12 protein-coding genes are annotated in these 18432 nt (G+C 67.9%); 4 read left to right on the plus strand and 8 right to left on the minus strand.

Annotated features, from left to right (window positions below; translation table 11 throughout):
• The first annotated feature begins 3 nt into the window (after positions 1-3).
• The 3 genes from hemW (at position 4) to ASD78_RS18590 (ending at position 4008) form a co-directional block, all read left to right on the plus strand.
• Entirely contained in the window at positions 4-1203 is a 1200-nt protein-coding gene (gene hemW / locus ASD78_RS18580) for a radical SAM family heme chaperone HemW (protein WP_056104209.1), read from the plus strand.
• A 193-nt stretch (positions 1204-1396) separates the two neighbouring features.
• The gene (locus ASD78_RS18585; protein WP_055900305.1) at positions 1397-3661 is read left to right on the plus strand and encodes a DUF1631 domain-containing protein; all 2265 of its coding nucleotides are present in this window, start codon (positions 1397-1399) and stop codon (positions 3659-3661) included.
• Positions 3658-4008 carry a PilZ domain-containing protein gene (locus ASD78_RS18590; protein WP_055900302.1) on the plus strand — a complete coding sequence of 117 codons (351 nt, stop codon included), beginning with the start codon at positions 3658-3660 and terminating at the stop codon, positions 4006-4008. Before ASD78_RS18585 ends, ASD78_RS18590 begins: the two co-directional genes overlap by 4 nt.
• 49 nt (positions 4009-4057) lie before the next feature.
• Here ASD78_RS18590 and ASD78_RS18595 read toward each other — a convergent pair whose 3' ends face one another.
• The 8 genes from ASD78_RS18595 to ASD78_RS18635 all read right to left on the minus strand — a co-directional run bounded on the left by ASD78_RS18595 (position 4058) and on the right by ASD78_RS18635 (position 16847).
• The gene (locus ASD78_RS18595) at positions 4058-6787 is read right to left on the minus strand and encodes an EAL domain-containing protein (protein WP_235566543.1); all 2730 of its coding nucleotides are present in this window, start codon (positions 6785-6787) and stop codon (positions 4058-4060) included.
• Between the two features lie 660 nt (positions 6788-7447).
• The gene (locus tag ASD78_RS18600) at positions 7448-8431 is read right to left on the minus strand and encodes a hypothetical protein (protein ID WP_156087873.1); all 984 of its coding nucleotides are present in this window, start codon (positions 8429-8431) and stop codon (positions 7448-7450) included.
• A 46-nt stretch (positions 8432-8477) separates the two neighbouring features.
• Positions 8478-9428, minus strand: a complete 951-nt coding sequence (locus tag ASD78_RS18605; protein WP_156087874.1) for a hypothetical protein — start codon at positions 9426-9428, stop codon at positions 8478-8480.
• Positions 9429-9524: 96 nt separating this feature from the next.
• Complete coding sequence (locus ASD78_RS18610; RefSeq protein WP_056104229.1) at positions 9525-10439, minus strand: hypothetical protein; 915 nt, start codon at positions 10437-10439, stop codon at positions 9525-9527.
• Positions 10440-10684: 245 nt separating this feature from the next.
• Positions 10685-11221, minus strand: a complete 537-nt coding sequence (locus ASD78_RS20955) for a hypothetical protein (protein ID WP_156087875.1) — start codon at positions 11219-11221, stop codon at positions 10685-10687.
• Between the two features lie 149 nt (positions 11222-11370).
• Positions 11371-14790 carry a TonB-dependent receptor gene (locus ASD78_RS18625; RefSeq protein ID WP_082575714.1) on the minus strand — a complete coding sequence of 1140 codons (3420 nt, stop codon included), beginning with the start codon at positions 14788-14790 and terminating at the stop codon, positions 11371-11373.
• 328 nt (positions 14791-15118) lie between these two features.
• On the minus strand, positions 15119-16198 hold the full coding sequence (locus ASD78_RS18630) for a FecR domain-containing protein (protein WP_162250186.1): 1080 nt from the start codon (positions 16196-16198) through the stop codon (positions 15119-15121).
• A gap of 79 nt (positions 16199-16277) precedes the next feature.
• Positions 16278-16847, minus strand: a complete 570-nt coding sequence (locus tag ASD78_RS18635) for a sigma-70 family RNA polymerase sigma factor (RefSeq protein WP_162250187.1) — start codon at positions 16845-16847, stop codon at positions 16278-16280.
• Positions 16848-17096: 249 nt separating this feature from the next.
• On the opposite strand from ASD78_RS18635, the gene pepQ reads away from it, so the two are divergent.
• Positions 17097-18425, plus strand: a complete 1329-nt coding sequence (pepQ, locus tag ASD78_RS18640; RefSeq protein WP_156087881.1) for a Xaa-Pro dipeptidase — start codon at positions 17097-17099, stop codon at positions 18423-18425.
• The last annotated feature ends 7 nt before the right edge of the window (positions 18426-18432 follow it).

The following is an 18432-nucleotide window of genomic DNA, read 5'->3' on the forward strand; positions in this document are numbered from 1 at the left end:
CGCATGTTGTCCTTGCCGCCCCTGTCGCTATACGTGCACCTGCCCTGGTGCGTGCGCAAATGCCCGTACTGCGATTTCAACTCGCACGAGGGCCGCGGCCCGCTGCCGTTCGCCGACTACGTCGACGCCCTGCTCGCCGATCTCGACTACGATCTGCCGCTGGTCTGGGGCCGCACCGTGCAGACCGTATTCTTCGGCGGCGGCACGCCCAGCCTGTTCCCGCCGGAGGCCATCGACCGCTTCCTGCAGGCCGCCAGCGCCCGTCTGCGCTTCGCTCCGGGCTGCGAGATCACCCTGGAAACCAATCCCGGCACCGCCGAGCACGGCCGCTTCGAACTCTACCGCGCCGCCGGCGTGAACCGCCTGAGCTTCGGCATCCAGAGCTTCGACGACGGCTGCCTGCAGCGCCTGGGCCGGATCCACGACAGCGACGAGGCCGAGGCGGCGGTCAAGCTGGCCCAGGACGCCGGCTACGACAACCTCAATCTCGATCTGATGTATGCCCTGCCGGAACAGAGCCTGGCGATGGCCGAGCGCGATCTGGAGCGCGCTTTCGCGCTGGATCCGACCCACGTCTCGCACTACCAGCTGACCCTGGAACCCAACACCGTGTTCGCCGCGCGCCCGCCGCGGGGCATCCCCGACGACGACGGCGCCTGGGACATGCAGGAGCACTGCCAGGCCCTGCTGGCCGCGCACGGCTATGCCCAGTACGAAGTCAGCGCCTACGCGCGCCCGGACCGCCGCTGCGCCCACAACGTCAATTACTGGCGCTACGGCGACTACCTGGGCATCGGCGCCGGCGCCCACGGCAAGATCACCCTGGGCGCCGAACAGGCCGTGCTGCGGCGCTGGAAGATCAAGCACCCAACCCAGTACCTGGCCCGCGCCGGCAGCGCCGAGGCGATCGGCGGCGACGACCGCATCGCGCCGGAGCGGCGGCCGTTCGAGTTCATGCTCAACGCGCTGCGCCTGGTCGACGGCTTCGCCCTGTCGGATTTCGAGGCCCGCACCGGCCTGGCCCGGAGCGCGATCGCCGCGCCGCTGCAGACCGCGCTGGCGCGGGGTTGGCTGGAGCGGGACGGTGGGGAGCGAGACGGTGAGGAGCGGGACGGTCAGGGGCACGAAGGCGAGCGCGTGCGCCCGACCGAGCTGGGCCGGCGCTACACCAACGACGTGGTGTCGCTGTTCCTCGACGACTAGGCTTTGCGTCGCAGTCGTCGTGCTGTCCCGCAACATCGGCGGCCGAGCGGGCGCCAACCCGCGCTGGCCGCGCTCCGCCCCTGCCCGCGTTTGAATCGGTGGTCGCTCCATTCCGGCCGCTTAGCAGCGACAGGGCTGGCGGGTCTCAAGGGGGCGTGATTAGATCGCCCGATCCGGTACCGGTGAGTCCTGCATGTCCGCGACATTCGAACCGCTAGGCAAATCGTTCCCGCGGCCCACGCTGGCGTCCGCGGCGATGCCCAAGCGCGTGCGGCGGGTGCTCGAGCATCTGTACGCCCTGGTCTCCGACGAGATGGCGCGCGCGCTCGACCACATGCTGGCCGACTACGAGCAGCAGCTGTTCCGCCAGGCCGACCAGGCCCGCAACGCCAGCCTGCAGTCGGTTCATCTGGAAACCCTGCGCCTGGTGCGCCTGAACCGGGTCGACCTGATCCCGCGCTACCTGGTCGGGCTGGAGACCGCACTGACCAAGGTCCGCGAACCGGTGACGGCGGCCGAGGAGCAGCAGGCCCTGCCGACCTTCCGCGACCTGCGCCTGGTCGAAGACCAGGAGATGGACGAGCACGCGGCGCTGCGCGCGATCGCAGCGCGCCAGGAGGCGCGCGCCGGCCTGCCCCTGCTGTTGCTGGGCCAGCGCTTCGGCGTACTCGCCGGCGCCCCGGCCTTCGACGCCGAGCGCCTGCCGCTGGGCCCGCACAGCCTCGGCCGGATCATGGCCGAGGCCTGCTCGGTGCTGCAGATCGGCCAGGAGGCCAAGCTGGACCTCTACCGCATCTACGACCTGCACGTGATGACCGGCTACGCCCAGCTGGTCGAGACCATGAATGCCCTGCTGGCGCGCGAGAACGTGCTGCCCAGCCTGTCGTTCGTGCCGATCCGGGCGCGCCCGACCGCGCAGAACGTCGAGCGCAGCGAAGACCCGCGCAGCGCGCGCGAGGACGGCGCCCGCGGGCCGCGCGGCGCGCGTCCCTACACCGCCTGGACCGGCCAGACCGACGCCGCGGCGATCGCCGCCGGCGGCGACGAGGGCAGCGACTACGCCTCGCTGCAACAGTTGCTGTCCGGCCGCCGCGAGCTGCTCGGCAAGCTGCGCCCGGGCGCGCAGCCGGCCGCGCGCCCGCCGCTGGCCACCGACGAGCTCATCGACTCCCTGCGCGCGCTCCAAGCCACGCCCGCGCACGCGGCGCCCGCGCAGCGCAGCGTCGCCGATCTGCGCCAGACCCTGCTCGCCCAGGCCCGCCAGCAACGCGGCGAGGCGGCGACCCTGTCGCGCGAAGACAGCGACGCCTTCGAGCTGTTGGACCTGTTCTACGGCGAGATCGAACGCGAACTGCGCGGCGACGCCGCCACCTCCGGCATGCTCGGCCGCCTGCAGGTGCCGCTGCTGCGCCTGGCGCTGCAGGACCGTGCCTTCTTCGTGCGCAGCCAGCATCCGGCGCGGCAATTGTTGAACGCGGTCGCCGAGGCCGGCGCGAGCTGGATCCCGAAAGAGGAAGCCGACCCGCAGCTCAACGACCAATTGCGGCGCGCGGTCGATCACGTGGTCGAGCACTACGACGGCGACGCGGCGGTGTTCGAGGCCGCCAACCAGAGCCTGCAAGACCATCTGCGCTCGATGGCGCGCAAGGCCGAAGTCGCCGAACGCCGCCATGTCGAGGCCGCCCGCGGCAAGGAAAAGCTCGAGATGGCCAAGCAGCAGGCCAGCGACGCCATCGCCGCGGCGGTCCACGGCCAGGCCCTGCCCAAGTTCGTGCAGGCACTGCTGACCCAAGCCTGGTCCGACGTGCTGACCCTGACCCTGCTGCGGCACGGCGAGGAATCCGACGAATGGCGGCGCCAGGTCGAGGCGACCCGTCAGATCGTCGCGGCCAACGTGGCCGGCGCCAGCGAACAGGCGCCCGGCGGCCTGGACGGCGACATCGAACATGCCCTGACCTTGGTCGGCTATCACGCCGACGAGGCCAATGCGATCTCGCGCCAGCTCACCGTCGGCGCCGCCGCGGCCAACGACGACGTCGCCTCGCGCACGGAACTGGCGATGAGGCTCAAGGCGCGCGCGCGCCTGGGCGAGGACAGCGGCACGGCCAAGCGCGAGCTTCCGGCGCGCAGCGAGCAGGAACAGATCTGCTGGGAACACATCCGCACCCTGCCCTTCGGCACCTGGTTCGAGTTCGTGATCAATCAGCAAGGCGATGTGATGCGCAGACGCCTGTCCTGGTTCAGCACCGTCACCGACAACGCCCTGTTCGTGAATCAGCGCGGCCAGCGCGTCGGCGAGCAGTCGCTGGACAGCCTGGCGCGGATGATGGCGCACGGCCAGACGCGCGTGGTCACCGCCGAGAAGGGCCGGCTGGTCGATCGGGCCTGGAACGCGGCGCTCAGCGTGCTGCGTGGTTTCGTCAGCGGCGGGCAGAAGGCGGAGGAGGCCGAGGCATGAACGAGGAATTCCGCCGCGTCCGCCGGCGCCGGGTCAGCGATCCGGTCCAGGTCGTCGACACCATGACCGACACCGTGATCGGTCAGCTCAGCAACCTGTCGGAAACCGGGATGCTGCTGATCGCCAGCGCGCCGCTGGTCGAAGACGCGCTGTACCAGTTGCGCTTCAGCCTGCGCGACGCGCCGCACCACACCTCGCCGATCGAAGTCGGCGCGCACCTGCTGTGGCAGGACCGCGCCAGCATGCCGGGCCAGACCTGGACCGGCCTGCGCTTCATCACCATGCTCGAAAGCGAGATGCTGCAGCTGCGGCAGTGGCTGGATTCGCCGGGCGGCACCTACGAGTAAGGCGCGAACGGGCGCGACCGACGACGTCGTTGGGCGTCGCGCGACGACATCAACGCCGGTGGAACGGCACCGGCTCGGGCTGGTGCAAGGCGTAGCCCTGGGCGTAGTCGACGCCCATCGCCCCCAACTCCATCAGGATTTCGTCGCTGGTCACCCACTCGGCGATCACCTTGAGTCCGCGCTGGTGGCCGATGTCGGTCACCGCCTTGACGATGGCATGGCTCATCGGATCGGTGAGCAGATCGCGGATGAAGGCGCCGTCGATCTTGATGATGTCCACCGGCAGATTCTTGAGGTAGCCGAACGAAGACATGCCGGCACCGAAATCGTCCAGCGCGAACCGGCAGCCGACCGCGCGCAGACGCTCGATGAAGCGCGCGACCTGGGCCAGGTTGCGTACCGCCACGGTCTCGGTGATCTCGAAGCAGACCCGCTGCGGCTCGACGGCGTGGCGCTTGAGCAGCTCCAGGATCAGGTCGGCCAAGGTCTCGTCCTCGATGCTGGCGCCGGAGAGGTTGATGGTCGCCGTGCGCAGCTGTTGGCCGGACGGATGCAGGCGGTCGAAGTTGGCCAATGCGGTCTCGATCACCCAGCGGTCGATCATCGGCATCAAGCCGTAGCGTTCGGCCGCGGGAATGAAGGCGCCGGGCACCACCAGCCGGCCCTCCTCGTCGCGGAAGCGCAGCAGCAGCTCCAGGTGCAGCCCGGGCTCGGCGTCCGCCGACAGCGGCCAGACCTCCTGGTACTTGAGCAGCAGCCGGCCCTCGTCGATCGCCCAGCGCAGGCGATTGGCCCATTCCATCTCGCTGCGCCGGCGCGCGGCGTTGTCGTCGTGCTCGGAATAGAAATGCACGCGATTGCGGCCGCCCTCCTTGGCCATGTAGCAAGCGGTATCGGCCTGCGACAGTAGATCCTTGAGGGTCACGTTGGCGCGGTCCAGCATCACCCCGCCGATGCTCGCGGTGACGGTGTAGGTGCGCTGCTCCCATACGAACACGTAGCCGTCGATGTGCTCGCGCAGACGCTCGGCCACCAGCATCGCTCCGGCGAGGTCGTGGACTTCGGTGGCGAGCACGCCGAATTCGTCGCCGCCCAGGCGCGCGAGCACGTCGCCGCCGCGCAAGTGCACGCTCATCATCGTCGCCAGCTGGCTCAGTAGCTGATCGCCGGCGACGTGGCCGGAGGTATCGTTGATCAGCTTGAACTGGTCCAGGTCGATATACAGCAGCGCGCACGGCGGGCCGCCCGCGGCGACGGCGACCAGCACGCGCTCGATCCTGCGCTCGAACTCGCGCCGGTTGTAGAGCTCGGTCAAGGTGTCGTGACTGGCCTGATACGTCAGCAATTCGGTGAGCTGGCGCTGCTCGGAAATATCGGAAGCGACCATCAGCAGCTTGGAACGGCCCTCCAGCACCACGCCGGTGATCGACACGTTGGCCCAGAAGCGGTCGCCGTTGACGCTACGCAGCATGGCCTCGGCGTTGGCGCAGTCGACCAGGTCGGCCGCGCGCAGCTTGTCGCGCAGCAGTTCGTCCTCGAACAGCTCCGGCAGCGGCACTTCGTATATGGCCTCGCCCAGGCGCGCGCGCGAGGCCTGGTTGGCGTAGGTGATGCTGCCGTCGTCGCGGCGCGCCAGCAGCACCAGCGCCGGCAGCAGTTCGTTGAGGACACGGAAGCGCTCTTCGCTCTCGCGGTAGCGGCGGCTCATGCGCGAGCCCAGCTCCAGCGCCAGCCGGCGCGTGCGCGCGACCGACCACACCAGCGCCGCCAGCAGCACGCTCGCCAGCAGGCCCGGCAGCAGCACCCAGTTGTGCCCGCTCACGCCGTTCTTGACCGAATTCAGCGCGCGCATGCGCACCCGCCAGCGACGCCCCCCGTAGTCGATGTCGCGTTCGAACCTATATCCCGTGGCCGCGGCCGGGGCCGGGCCGGTCGCGAACAGCGGAATCGCCTTGTCCGGCGCGGTACCGTCGGTGACGTCGCTGACTTCGACCTGCAGCTGGCGACGCGCCTCCTCGCCCAGGCCACCCTCGATCAGTTGCCCGGCGTGGAACGAGATCGCGATCGAGCCGCGCATGCGCGCGCGACGCTCCTCCTGCGTGGCCGGCGGCGGGCCGGCGGTGAATACCGGCAGACGCATGGTCACGCCGTCGCGACGCGAATCGGGGCCGCGCTGCTGAGCGAGCCGGAACGGCGCCGACAGCACCGCGCGGTCGCTGTCGCGCGAACTCAGCACGCCGACCAGATTGGTCGGCTGCAGGTTCACGTCCAGCCCGACCACGCGCTCGTTGCCGGCCAGCGGCGCGACCAGGTCGGTGATGTAGTGATCGCCGTCCACTCGCGGCGCGCGGCGCGAATAGGCCATCGCCAGCAGGCTGGGAAAGCGCTCGCGCGGCCGCACGTTGGCGTAGAGGTTGGCGAATTCGGCGGGCGTGACTTCGTCCGAGGTCAGGAACAGGGTCTGGACCGAGCGCAGCAGCAGTTCGCAGGCCTGCAGGCGATCGACCACCGAGTGATAGCCGCGCTCGGCGCTGCTCTCGAGCGCGGCGGTGCGATCGTCGACCACGCGCCGCTCCTGCGCGCCGCCCAGCCACAGGGTCAGGGCGACCCCGAAAGCCAGCGCGAGCAGGCTCAAGGCCCATGCCGGCACGCCCAGCGGCGCGATCCGGTCGGAAACGTCGGTCGGCGGATTGCCGGAACCGGCGAAGCCGCGCCCGCCGTCGACCGAGCCGCCCTGCGAGGACGAAGAGAATCCGTCGAAATCCCTGGACGTCCCCAAGAGACCCTCCATGATGTCCCGCGATCCAGCGATCCTACCCCGCCCACCTCGCCCAGCTTCGACATTGCGTTCACGAGGCCCGAGGCATGCCGGTCTCGAACGCCTGGTCGCGGCCGGCGGGCCCGCACTACCTAGGGCTCGAACCTCGGGATCAGTCTACGCCGTCGTGGCGATCCGCAATCCGCGCAAGACCCTCCCTGTCCAAAGCCGCTTCAACCGCGCCGCGCGGTCTTCGGCGCATGGCCGCCCGTCCACCTTCTGGCCATGGCCGGCGATCGCCTGCCTTGAGTGACGACGCGTCTACAAGTTCCCTACGGAATCCAGAGGATGCGAGCGGCCATGCGCCGCGATCCGCGCAGGCGCGACCATGCCGGCGCGACTCGGTCGGGATCCGGCGCTCGCCGGCGTCGTGCCTCTCCAGACTCAGTCGATGCTGATACCGGTCCTTACAGCGAGAGAAGCGGCATAGCCGCTGTCGGGACGTTCCGCCTCGGCTTTCCCTGAGCGGTTTGAACCGCACTACGGCCGGCTCGGCCGAAGGGCTCCGGGCCAGTTTGGCTGGCCGCCCCAGACGCGCCGCTGCCTCAAGCTGGGCCCGGACTGACCCGTGCGACGCGCGTCACGCCATCCCCGTTCTAAGCTCACGCGTGCCGATCTGGCTCAGCCCCCGAAAGGCGCGCAGGCATCCCAGCCCTGCGGTGTGCCGGCGGTCGAGGCGCCGTTGAAGTTCTCGCGCAGCGTCGTTTGCGCCCACTCGTCGGCTTCGGCGCGCTGCGCCGGACTCAGGTTCGCCGCGGCGAGCGCGAGCTGTCGGTCGATCTGGGCCGCCCGGAAGTTTTCCGCGCCGAGACGATAAAGCTTGAGATAACGATAGTGCCGGTCCACGTCGGTGCCGACCAAGCCCGCCAGCAGGCTCTGCGAGCCCGGCTCGTAGGCGCTCTGCAGCAGATCGACGACCCGCCAGTCCCCGGCGGCCAGGCCGCTCTCGATCAACGCCGTCGCCTCGCGGCGGTACGCGCCGAGCGCAGCCGGTTGCTTGAGCAGGCCGCGCTGGTCGTACAGCGGCCCGCGGCTGAGATAGCAGGCGCGCGCGTCGGCGTCGCCGAGCCGGGCGGCCTGGGCCATGTTCGCGTTCAAGGTATCGAGAATCTCGTCGCCGACATCGGCGCACAAGGTCCGCCCTTCTTCCACCTCGCGCTGCCGGATCTCGGCGGACTCGAGCAGGGCCTGATAAGTCCGCAACTGCGCCGCGTTCAAATTTTCCGTCTTGTGCTCGGTGAGCTCGCCGGCATTGCGCATCGTCGACCATTCGGTGGCGCGCAAACGGCTGCAACGGTTGAGGTCGCGTAACAATCGCGCTGCCGCCCTGGCGTCACCCGCGTTCGCCTGCGCTTGCAATTGCGCATACACCATCTTCAGCGGCGTGCCCAGCGGCGGCATCGACGCGCCCCGGTCGAAGTCGAGACTCGCCTTGGCGACGATCGGCAGCTCGCTGCCGGGAGCCTGGCCGGCGGGATCCGCCGCGGCGGTCGCCGGCAGCGCCGCCGGATGCCCGCTCGATCCTTCCTTGCGGCCGAGCAGATAGGCGCCGAACAAGGCTGCCAGCACTAGGCAAGCCCACAGTAGGAAGCGATATTTGCTCATGCACAAGACCTGGATGGAGTCGTCTGCGTATCGCCGAAGAGAGGTTTCATTCGTAGGAGAACCCGCAAGGATCCCAGCCCTCGGGCGTTTCCTGCGCAGAGTAACCGCTGAAACTCTTCTGCAAGGTGGTCTGCGCCCAGACATCCGCGTCCATGCGCTGCGCCGGAGACAGCAAGGCGGCCGCGGAATCGAGCTGCTGATCCAGTCGGGCGCCATCGCGCGGCCCCATGCCGAGGCGATAGAGCTTGAGATAGCGATAGTGCAGCGTAGGGTCCGAACCCAGCAGGCCGGCAAGCAGGCTGTCGGAGCCGACTCGGGACGCATGGCGGACGATGTCGACCACTTTCCAATCCCCTGCCTGCATACCGGAATCGATCAGGGCATGGACGCTGCGACGATAGCCGTCGAGCAACTCGGGCCGCGTCGCGAAACTGCGCGGATCGACGTTCGGCCCCTGCTTGAGATAGCAGGCGCGCGCATCGACGTCGCCGAGTTCGGCGGCACGCTTGAGGCTGGGCACCAGGCTGGCGAGCATTTCGGCGCTGGCTCCGTCGCACAGATCGTGGAAGCGCTTCATGACCGGCTTGCGCTCTTCGATCGCATCGAGCTGGATCTTGTAATCCCGCAGTTGCTGCGCATCCATCTTGTCGGTCTTTTGCGCGAGCAGCTCGTCGGCGGTGCTCGTCAACATCCAATCTAGCGCGGGCAAGCGGCTGCAAAACCCGACATTTCGATACAGGCGGGTCGCAGCGACGGCATCGCCGGCCTCGGCTTGCGCCTGCAACTGCGCGAATGCTTCCTTCAACGGTGCGGCAGCCGAACCGGGCGACACCGAGACTTGAAGCGTCGTTGCGGAACCGGGGTTTCCACTGGCCACCGCAGGCGTCTCGGCCTGCGTCCCGGCCCGTACCGAATTGGTCTCCGCCGCGGCCTGACCGTCCCCAAAGCGTCCGAAGCAATACGCGCCGACGGCTACGGCCGTCGCAACCAGCGCCATCCACAGAACCCCTCGATTCATGCCTCGATAGTATCGCAAGGCGGTTCTCGCGAACCGCCTTGCGTAGGGTGTTGCGTTGCGCGAATCGTCCGTCACTTATTGAACGCTGGATAGCACGGACGGCGTACCGGCGATGGCGGACTTGCCGCTCATGATGGCGGTGTTCTTGCCCGAGGCCGAGGGCAGGCCCACCTTCAGGTTCACCGCGCCCGAGACCAGCGTATCGAGCAGCTGGGTGATGATCGGCAAGCCCAAGGCGATGTTGCCGCAGCCCTTCGCCGCCGGCACCGCGAACGAGTTGTCGACCAGGGTGTTGTCGCTGATGTGGAGCACGCTGTAGCCGTTGTCCGGATCGGTCGTCTCGAAGTCGTAGCTGCCCGGGTTGCCCGAAATCGGCAGATTCGGCAGCGGCGGCTGGGTGGTGCCGGTTTGCAGCTTGATCGTGATCGGGTTCTGCGCCGAGCCGATATAGCAGCTGTTGCCCAGGAACGGGTTCTGCAGGCGCACGCGCACCTTCAGCGTCGCCGCGGTGGGGTCGCTGCCGTCGTCCGGAGGAAACAGCGCATTGCCGAAGTTGGTCTGGATGGCGTCGACCGGCTCCATGGTCGCGGTCACGTCGTTGACCGTGCCGACGATGTTCCAGAACGCGACCCAGAGCGGGAGCGGCCACTCCGGCAAGGGGTTGGTGATGCCGAGCAGGCCGCCGGGCACTTTCGCCGCCGGAGCCGACAGCGTCGCCGCGCCCACCGCGTCGTAGAGCGGCGAGGGGCCGGTGTCGATCACACCGCCCTGCAACACGATCGGTTGGGTGATCGGCAAGGTGGTCGCGCCCATCGCGAGCGTGCCGGAAGTGGTGGTGTTGACCACGCAGGCGCCGACTTGCGGATTGTTGTACGGGCAGTACTTGAAGATCGCGTAGGGACCGGTGGGTACGGCCGCGGATGCGGCGGACGTGACGGCGATTCCGGCTAAGGCCGTGGCAAAAGCCACGGAAAGCGTCGTCTTGAACATGTTTAACTCCTGGATGGAATGGGAGAGCCGTTTCGGCGATGGCCCGGTGCGCCGCGAACCGTCGGATCGCGGCGCCGTCCATGCCGACGGCGGTGGGCCCATCCCGCGCCGCTTAAAGCGATCCATGCTTTGAGCGATCCGTGCTCGTAGCGGCGGGGATGGCCCGTACCAAAACGCGGGCGCCGTCGGCGTCGTGGCCGTGCTTACGATCGATGCCTAGGGTCCGATCGCACGGATGTCCGCATTCAAGGCGTCAGCTGGATGGGCTTGCTGGCGGTCAGCGAGGGATTCGACTTGACCGTGCAGGTGCCGCCGCCGGTGACGGGCAGGCTGGTGACGGGGAACGAGAATCCGTTGCTGCCGCCGCCGTAGGGATGCGCGTTCGTCAGCGTGCCCGCGACGCTGCCGGTGCAGGTCTTGCCCAGGATCGTGATGCTGATTCCGCCGACCGTCGTGGACACCGAGGTACCGGAAGCGGTGCCCGACACCGACCAGTGCGGCGGGGTCGCGGCGCTGGAGGTGATGTTGTTGCAGGTCGAGCTGCCGGTGAAGGTGGCGGCCGAGACCACGGCCACGCCGCCCGTTACCGTGAGCGTGAAGTTGGCGGTGCACGGCGCCGGGATGCCGTTGACGGTAGCCGAGGTCGGGCCCGAGAGGACGACGGTTCCGTCGCCCCAGGTCGCGGTCCCGGCGTCATAGATTTCCCAACCGGCGAAAGCGGAAGATGAGCAGAACGCGCCTGCCGCAACACAGGCAGCGAGTATGGCTGACTTAAGCTTCATGGTATTCAACTCTCCTTGTACGAGTACGACCGGAATCGCCGGACGCTCGATGCGTCAGGCGGGTTTGCCACGATGGATCGGATGCCGTGGCGACACTTCCTGCCGGTTTGCGCTAGCGACGCCGGCAGGGATGGGAGGAAGGTCGGGCTTCAGAAGAAGCCCTTGCGCAGCGAGATGCCGATGATGCGAGGGTCCTGCGTGAACACGTTCGCGGTCAGGCCGCTGTCGTCGCTGTTGAGGAAGGTGCCGGTGATCGCCTTGCCGTCGAGCAGATTCTTGACGTAGAGCTGTACGGTCAGATCGGCTTCGGGCTTCTGCCAGGTCAGCGACAGGTTGACGTTGCCCCAGTCGTGCAGGCGGTCGATCTCGTCCTGGTAGATGCGCGCCCAGCTCGCGCCTTGGTAGTACAAGTCGGCACGCACGGTGAAATCGCCGTGCGCGGTGAAGAACGTGTACTGCGGGCTGAGGCTGGCGGTGATGTGCGGCGCATTCGGCAGCTCGTTGCCGCCGACGTTGGCCGCAAAGCCCTGGCCGCCGTTCGGCGCATCGGTACGCGGGTCGTAGAAGAACCCGAACGCATCGCCCCAGGAGCCGCCCGGCGTGAATCCGCCCACCGCGACCGGATAATTGAGCGAACAGAAGCTGTTGAGGATGATGCCGGCATTGGAGGTGACGTCGCCGCCGGCGTAGATCAGGGCCATGACCTGCGCCACCTTGTCGCGCGGCGCGATGCAGTTCGAGGCTTGTTGCACCCACGGCCGCAACACGACCCAGTCGGGATTGCCCTGGGTGCGGTTCATCACGTCGATCGAGTACTGGTTGTCGTCCAGGCGCGTGCGCAGGAAGCCGACGTTGCCGCTGAGCTGGAACGACGGCGTCGGCCGCCACGCCAGTTCGATTTCCGCGCCCCAGGTCTTGGCGTCGAAGTTCTCGTTGAAGGTGGCGCGGTCCTGGATCTGCGAAACCTGATAGCCACGGTAGTCGTTGTAGAACACGGTGGCGTTCAGATTGAGCTTGCCGTCGGCCATTACGTTCTTCATGCCGAGCTCGAACGCGTTGACGAACTCCGCATCGAATCCGAGATCGCGCTGGGTGAAGCTGAGGAAATCGGGATCGGCGCCGATGGCCGGCGAGTTGGTGCCGCCGGCCTTGTAGCCGCGCGAGCCCGACAGATACACCAGGGTGCTGTCGGTGAACGGCAGGTCGGGTTTCCAGTCCAGCACCAGGCGTCCGGTCGGCTCGTTCCAGGTCTGACGGACATCGGGCAGCGCCGGGTAGCCGCTGTTGACGAAGCCGGCGCCGACGAAGGAGTAGTACGGCGGGCCGGATTTGGTGGACGACAGCAGGGTCTGGCTCGGATACGGCGTGGTGATCTTGGTGTCGCGGGTCAGGCGCAGACCGGCGGTCAGCTTGACCGTGTCGGACAGCTGCCAGTAGGCCTCGCCGAACAAGGCGGCGGATTTGGTCTTGGCGACGTTGCGGCTGCGGAAATAGTTGTGTCCCTGGCCGTCGATGCTGTCGAGCGAGTTCGGGTCGATGTAGACGCAGGGATAGCCGGACAAGCCGTTGACAGTCGCGCCACCGTTGCCCTGCGGGCAGTCGACCGGGGTATTGCCGGAACCCAGGCCGACGCCGGCGGTATTGTTGAAGTTCCGCGCGATCGCGGTGAAGACGTTGTTGAAGACGTAGTAGCTTTCGTCGACCGAGTAGTACAGGTAGTTGGCGCCGATGCTGAAATTGAACGGCCCTTCGGACATCGACTGCAGGCGGAACTCCTGCGACCACTGCTTGCTATAGGAATCGACCAGGTCGACCCCCAGCATGCGGTCCGAGCATCCCAGCTGCGGGTCGCAGAGCACGCCCTTCGGCGCCAGCGGATAGGCCGGCGCCAGATCGCCGTTGGGCGTGATCTGCACCAGCGGATCGGTGTCGGTGAACACCGCATTGGACTGGAAGCGGTTGTAGTCCTGGGTCGAGTAGTACTTGTCGCGCGTGTACAGCGTCTGCGAGACGAACTTCAGGTTCTCGTTGATTTCGGTGTCGAAGTTGAACTGGACGACATCGTTCTTGGCCTGGAACCTGGGATCGTAGGTGGTCTCGATCTGGCGCAGGTCGGTCGACTGGGTGCGGCCCTCGTAGGGGTTCACGCCCGGCGGAATGAGGTAGATCGGGCCGACGAAGTTGCCGTCGGGATCGAGCGCCGAGGCCAGTGTGCCGGGAAAGGTGCCGCTCGCCAGCACCCACGGCAGGCTGCCGCCGTTGGGCAGGCCGAAGGCGCCGCGATCGTAGAGCGAACCGTCCGCGCAGCCCTGGCTCATGAAGTTGCGATCGAAGCTGTTCGGCGGAATGCCGTCGACGTCGGTAGCGCCGGGGTCGGTATGGCACAGCTGCTTGCCGGTGCGCGCACGCCTGTCGTCTTCGTCGAAATGCTCCCAGACCAGGCTCAGGTTGGTCGCGTCGCTGGGTTTGAACACCACCGAGGCGCGCGTCGACCACAGGCTGCGATCGTCGACATCCCTGCCGGTGGCGGTGTTCTCGATGTAGCCGCTGCGGTCGGTCCAGGCGCCGGCCATGCGGAACGCCAGCGCCTCGTTGATCGGCAGGTTGACCATGCCGCTGAACCGCTTGCTGTCGAAATTGCCGGCTTCGACCTTGAACCAGCTTTCGTAGGCGCTGGGGTCGGCCAGCTTCGGGATCATGTTGACCACGCCGGCGGTGGCGTTGCGGCCGTACAAGGTGCCTTGCGGCCCGCGCAGCACCTCGACCCGGTCCACGTCGAAGTATTCTTGTTCGAACAGACGGTTCCGGATCATCGGCGTGCTGTTGAAGCTGATCGCCACGGCCGGATCGGTGGTCACCGACAAGGCCTGCGTGCCGATGCCTCGGATCTGAAAGTTGTAGCTGGCGAAGTTGGTTTTGCTGAACGTGACGTTCGGCGTCGCCGTCACCAGATCGCCGCCGGTTTCGATCTTGCGGTCGCCCAGATCGTCGCCGCTGAACGCGCTGATCGCGATCGGCACATCCTGAATGCGCTCGACGCGCTTCTGCGCGGTGACCACGATGGTGTCGAGATTGGTCGCCGCCTGGGCCTTGGCCGTAGCGGTGGGATCGGGCGCCGTTTGCGGTTCTGCCTGGGAGTCCGCCGCCGGCTGCGTGTCAGCGGTCCCCTCTGCGTTTCCCGGTGGCACCGCGTCGGCAGGAGGCTTGGCGTCCTCCGACGCCGAATGTCCGCCCGCGCTGCCGTTGATGAGGATCGCGCCGGATGCGCTGGTCGAGTATTTGAGACCGGTGCCTGCGAGCAGTTCGTCCAGCGCCTGTAAGGTCGGCTTCTCGCCGCGCACCGCGCGTCCGGTCTTGCCGACCGCGAGTTCGGGCGAATACAGCAACTGTTGGCCGCTCTGGCGCGCGTATTCCGACAAGGCGGCATCGAGCCGCTGCTGCGGGATATCGAACCTGGCGGTGATCGCATCGCCGCGGGCATAGGCGGTCAGATACGGCAGCAACGCCAGCAGCAGCACACAGGGTTTGAGCACACGCCTCGACAGTCGCTTCTGGTCTTGCACTCGCATCGGTTCCCCTCCGGTGGCGGGCCCTCTTCGCGTGGCCTCGTGTTTGTAAGGACGCAGCGATTCGGAAAACCCGAACCCGTCCCGGCGCAATCGCGATGCGGGCGGCGAAACCCGCCGATCGCCTCGGAATTGTTTTGCAGCGCAACAAAATCGCAGCTGCGTTCCGCGGCATCGCCTCGCCCGCGATCGCATCGGCGCGGGATCGGTACCGGCCGCGCCTGCGCCGGCGAGCGCCGCGACACCAATCGAACGCGAGGCCGCCGGGCACGACGCAACCCGACGCGGCGCATTGCTGCGCCACGTACGGGAGGATCGGAGGCAAGAGCCGTCAGCCGCGCTCGGGCGCGCGCGGCTTCAGCACGATCGCGTCGCTCTGGCTTACCGCGCGTTCGATCGGGAAGTAGGCGGTCACCGCGTCGACGAAGGTGTCGGTGTCGCCGGTATTGAACGCACCGCTGATCTTCAGCGCCGCCAGACGCGTATCGCCGAGCACGATCTGGTTGCGCGAGTAGCGGTTGATCTCGGCGACGGCGTCGGCGAGGCTCTCGTTCTCGAACACGACCTGGCCGTGCCGCCAGCTCACTTCCCGCCTTACGTCGGCCGCGCGCACCTGCGGCACGGCCGCCGCCAGCGCGACGAACTGCTGGCCCGGCTGCAGTTCCGCGGTCGGCGCGACGGCGATCGCGGTCGGCTGCGTGCGTTCGCGGGTCACGGTCACGCGGCCTTCGAGCAGGGTCACCTCGAACAGGCGTTCGGACATGTGGACCTCGAACTCGGTGCCCAGCGCGGTCACCTGGCGACCGTCCGCGGTGACGACGAACGGTCGCGAGCGGTCCTTCGCCACCTTGAACAGGGCCTGCCCGCGCTCCAGCGTCACCGCGCGCATCCTGCCTTCGTAATGCACCGAGACCCGGCTATCGGTGTTCAGGGTGACCACCGAACCGTCGTCGAGCTTCACCTCCGAACGCTGGCCGATGCCGGTTTCGTGGACGTTGCCGGCGATCGCGTCCTGCATGTCCCGGACCATCCGGCCCGGCGCATCGGGCCGCAGGATCAGCAGACCGATCGCGGCGACGGCCACCAGCGAGGCGGCGATCGAGTAAGCGTAGATGCGCGGCGCGCACGACGGCCGGGCGTTCGCTGCGCGCGCCAGGGTCTCGCGCCGCAGCTCCAGCATCTCCGGCGCATCGGCGATCGCGCGCGCCAACGCGTGCGCGGCCTCCACCCGCCGGAATGCAGTGGCGTGCGCCTGCGAGCCAGCGCGCCAGGATTCGAAGGCTGCGCGCAGGGACGCGTCGGCGTCGGGGTCGGCATCGCGCAGGACTTCGCTCCAGCGCGCCGCCGCTTCGTCGATATCGTCCGGCAAGGGACCCGGTCCGCTCGCGATGGGCGTGGTTTTCCCGTTCATCCGACGCCCTCCCTCGACACGTCCGGCCCGACCGCACAGACGCAGGCGACCGGATCGCATCCGGCTTGCATGCCCCGGCTCATTCCGGCGTCTCCGAGTCCATCGCGCGGCCCAGTTGCGCCAGCGCTTTGGCCATATGCTTTTCGGCGGCCCGCACCGAAATGCCCAACATGTTGGCAATGTCCATATATTTCCGCTTCTCCATTGTGCGCAGCACGAACACGTCGCGCGTACGCTGCGGCAGCGCACGCAGGACGGCGACAGCCAGTTTCACCGCCTCCTCTCCCAGTAAGACGCGCTCCGGCGAGATTTCCGTAGCGGGTTGGTGAATTTCCTCGTCGAAGGACTCGTGCGCGTCCTGGTCGCGGACCTGGCGACGGCGGCCCCAGTCGCGCAGGGCGTTGGCGGCGATCTGGAAAACGTACTGTTTTACATGCTCGATCGGCCCGCCGCGCGCGCGCCGAACCAGGTGCAGGAACACCTCCTGGGTCAGGTCTTCGACTTCGGCCGGATCCTTGACTCGCTTGGAGAAGAATCCGCGCAACGGCGCGCGGTACTGCAGGGAGATGTTCTCCCATTGGCTGGCGCAATCCTCGCCATAGTCGGCGAGCGATGCCGGTTCGCGCGCTGACGGCGCCGGGTCTGCCATCGAGTCCCTCCCCCATACGCGTTGGTATGCGCAGGCCGGCAGCATACTCCGTCGCGCCGAGGCTCGTTTGTGCGGGTGCGTGGCCGCCGCTACGGCATCGCGATCCGGCATTTTCCCCGGCGAAATCGCGGTTTTCACGAACCAGGTGGGATGCGGCGGCGCAACATTTGTTCGACCTCTGGCTACGCAGCCGGCCTGCGGGAACGGACGGAATCCGTCAAAATCCCCGACCCCCCCCAGAGAACTTCCCTGATGTCCCACGATCCAGCGAGCCTGTACCCCGCCCACCTGGCCGAGCTTCAAGGTCGCGTTCACGAGGCACTGGAGCGCGCCGGTCTCGATCACCTGGTCGTGCCCAGCGGGACCTCGCATTACCAGTTCTTCGACGATCGCGACTATCCCTACGCCGTGAACCCGCAGTTCAAGGCCTGGCTGCCGCTGACCCGCAACCCGGGCAGCTGGCTGGTCGCGACGCCGGGACGCAAGCCCAAGCTCATCTACCTGCAACCGTTCGACTACTGGCATGTGGTGCCGCAGGCGCCCAGCGGCTACTGGGTCGATCACTTCGACATCGTGGTGATCCGCAAGCCCGAGGAAGCCCTCGCCCATCTGCCGTCCGACACTGCGCGCTGCGCGATCCTCGGCGAGCCGCAGAGCGCGCTGGGTGCCTACGTGCCCAACAACCCGCAGCCGGCGATCGACTATCTCGAATTCCACCGCGCCTACAAGACCCCGTACGAAGTCCAGATGATGCGGGCCGCCACCCGCCGCGGCGTGCGCGCGCACCGCGCCGCCGAGGCAGCGTTCCGTAACGGCGGCAGCGAGTTCGACATCCATCTGGCCTACTGCGCCGCCGCGCGCCAGGAAGGCGCCGACCTGCCGTACAACAACATCGTCGCCCTGAACCAGAACGGCGCCGTGCTGCACTACACCGAGCTCGAGCGCGAGGCACCGGCGCAGCTGCGCAGCTTCCTGATCGACGCCGGCGCCAGCCACCACGGCTATGCCTGCGACATCACCCGCAGTTACGCCGCCGACGCCGGCAGCGAGTTCCAGGCCCTGATCGACGCAGTCGACGCGGCCCAGCTTAAGATGTGCGACCAGGTCCGCGCCGGCACCGACTACAAGCGCATCCACCTCGACGCCCATCTGGCCTTGTCCGGCATCCTCAAGGACTTCGGCGTGATCAAGCTCTCGCCCGAGTCGGCGCTGGAAACCGGCGTCAGCAACGTGTTCTTCCCGCACGGCATCGGCCACGGCATCGGCCTGCAGGTCCACGACGTCGCCGGCTTCGCCGCCTCCGACCGCGGCGGCACCATCGCCAAGCCCGAGGGCCAGCCCTACCTGCGCCTGACCCGCGAACTGGGCGTCGGCATGGCGGTGACAATCGAACCGGGCGTCTACTTCATCGACCTGCTGCTCGACGGCCTCAAGCAGGGCCCTCACGCCGATGCGGTGGACTGGAACCGGATCGAGCAATTCCGCCCCTACGGCGGCATCCGCATCGAGGACGACGTGGTCTGCACCGACGGCGCGCCGATCAACCTGACCCGCGACGGTTTCGCGGAAGCGGCCTGAACCGCGC

The organism is Lysobacter sp. Root667 (assembly GCF_001427715.1).
Lineage (GTDB): Bacteria > Pseudomonadota > Gammaproteobacteria > Xanthomonadales > Xanthomonadaceae > Lysobacter.

Bases quoted from the DNA above. Each gene is read 5' to 3' on its own strand.
- hemW (WP_056104209.1), top strand. From the start codon at position 4: ATGTTGTCCTTGCCGCCCCTGTCGCTATACGTGCACCTGCCCTGGTGC.
- ASD78_RS18630 (WP_162250186.1), bottom strand. From the start codon at position 16,198: ATGAACGGGAAAACCACGCCCATCGCGAGCGGACCGGGTCCCTTGCCG.
- ASD78_RS18635 (WP_162250187.1), bottom strand. From the start codon at position 16,847: ATGGCAGACCCGGCGCCGTCAGCGCGCGAACCGGCATCGCTCGCCGAC.
- ASD78_RS20955 (WP_156087875.1), bottom strand. From the start codon at position 11,221: ATGAAGCTTAAGTCAGCCATACTCGCTGCCTGTGTTGCGGCAGGCGCG.
- ASD78_RS18600 (WP_156087873.1), bottom strand. From the start codon at position 8,431: ATGAGCAAATATCGCTTCCTACTGTGGGCTTGCCTAGTGCTGGCAGCC.
- ASD78_RS18625 (WP_082575714.1), bottom strand. From the start codon at position 14,790: ATGCGAGTGCAAGACCAGAAGCGACTGTCGAGGCGTGTGCTCAAACCC.
- ASD78_RS18590 (WP_055900302.1), top strand. From the start codon at position 3,658: ATGAACGAGGAATTCCGCCGCGTCCGCCGGCGCCGGGTCAGCGATCCG.
- ASD78_RS18605 (WP_156087874.1), bottom strand. From the start codon at position 9,428: ATGGCGCTGGTTGCGACGGCCGTAGCCGTCGGCGCGTATTGCTTCGGA.
- ASD78_RS18585 (WP_055900305.1), top strand. From the start codon at position 1,397: ATGTCCGCGACATTCGAACCGCTAGGCAAATCGTTCCCGCGGCCCACG.
- ASD78_RS18610 (WP_056104229.1), bottom strand. From the start codon at position 10,439: ATGTTCAAGACGACGCTTTCCGTGGCTTTTGCCACGGCCTTAGCCGGA.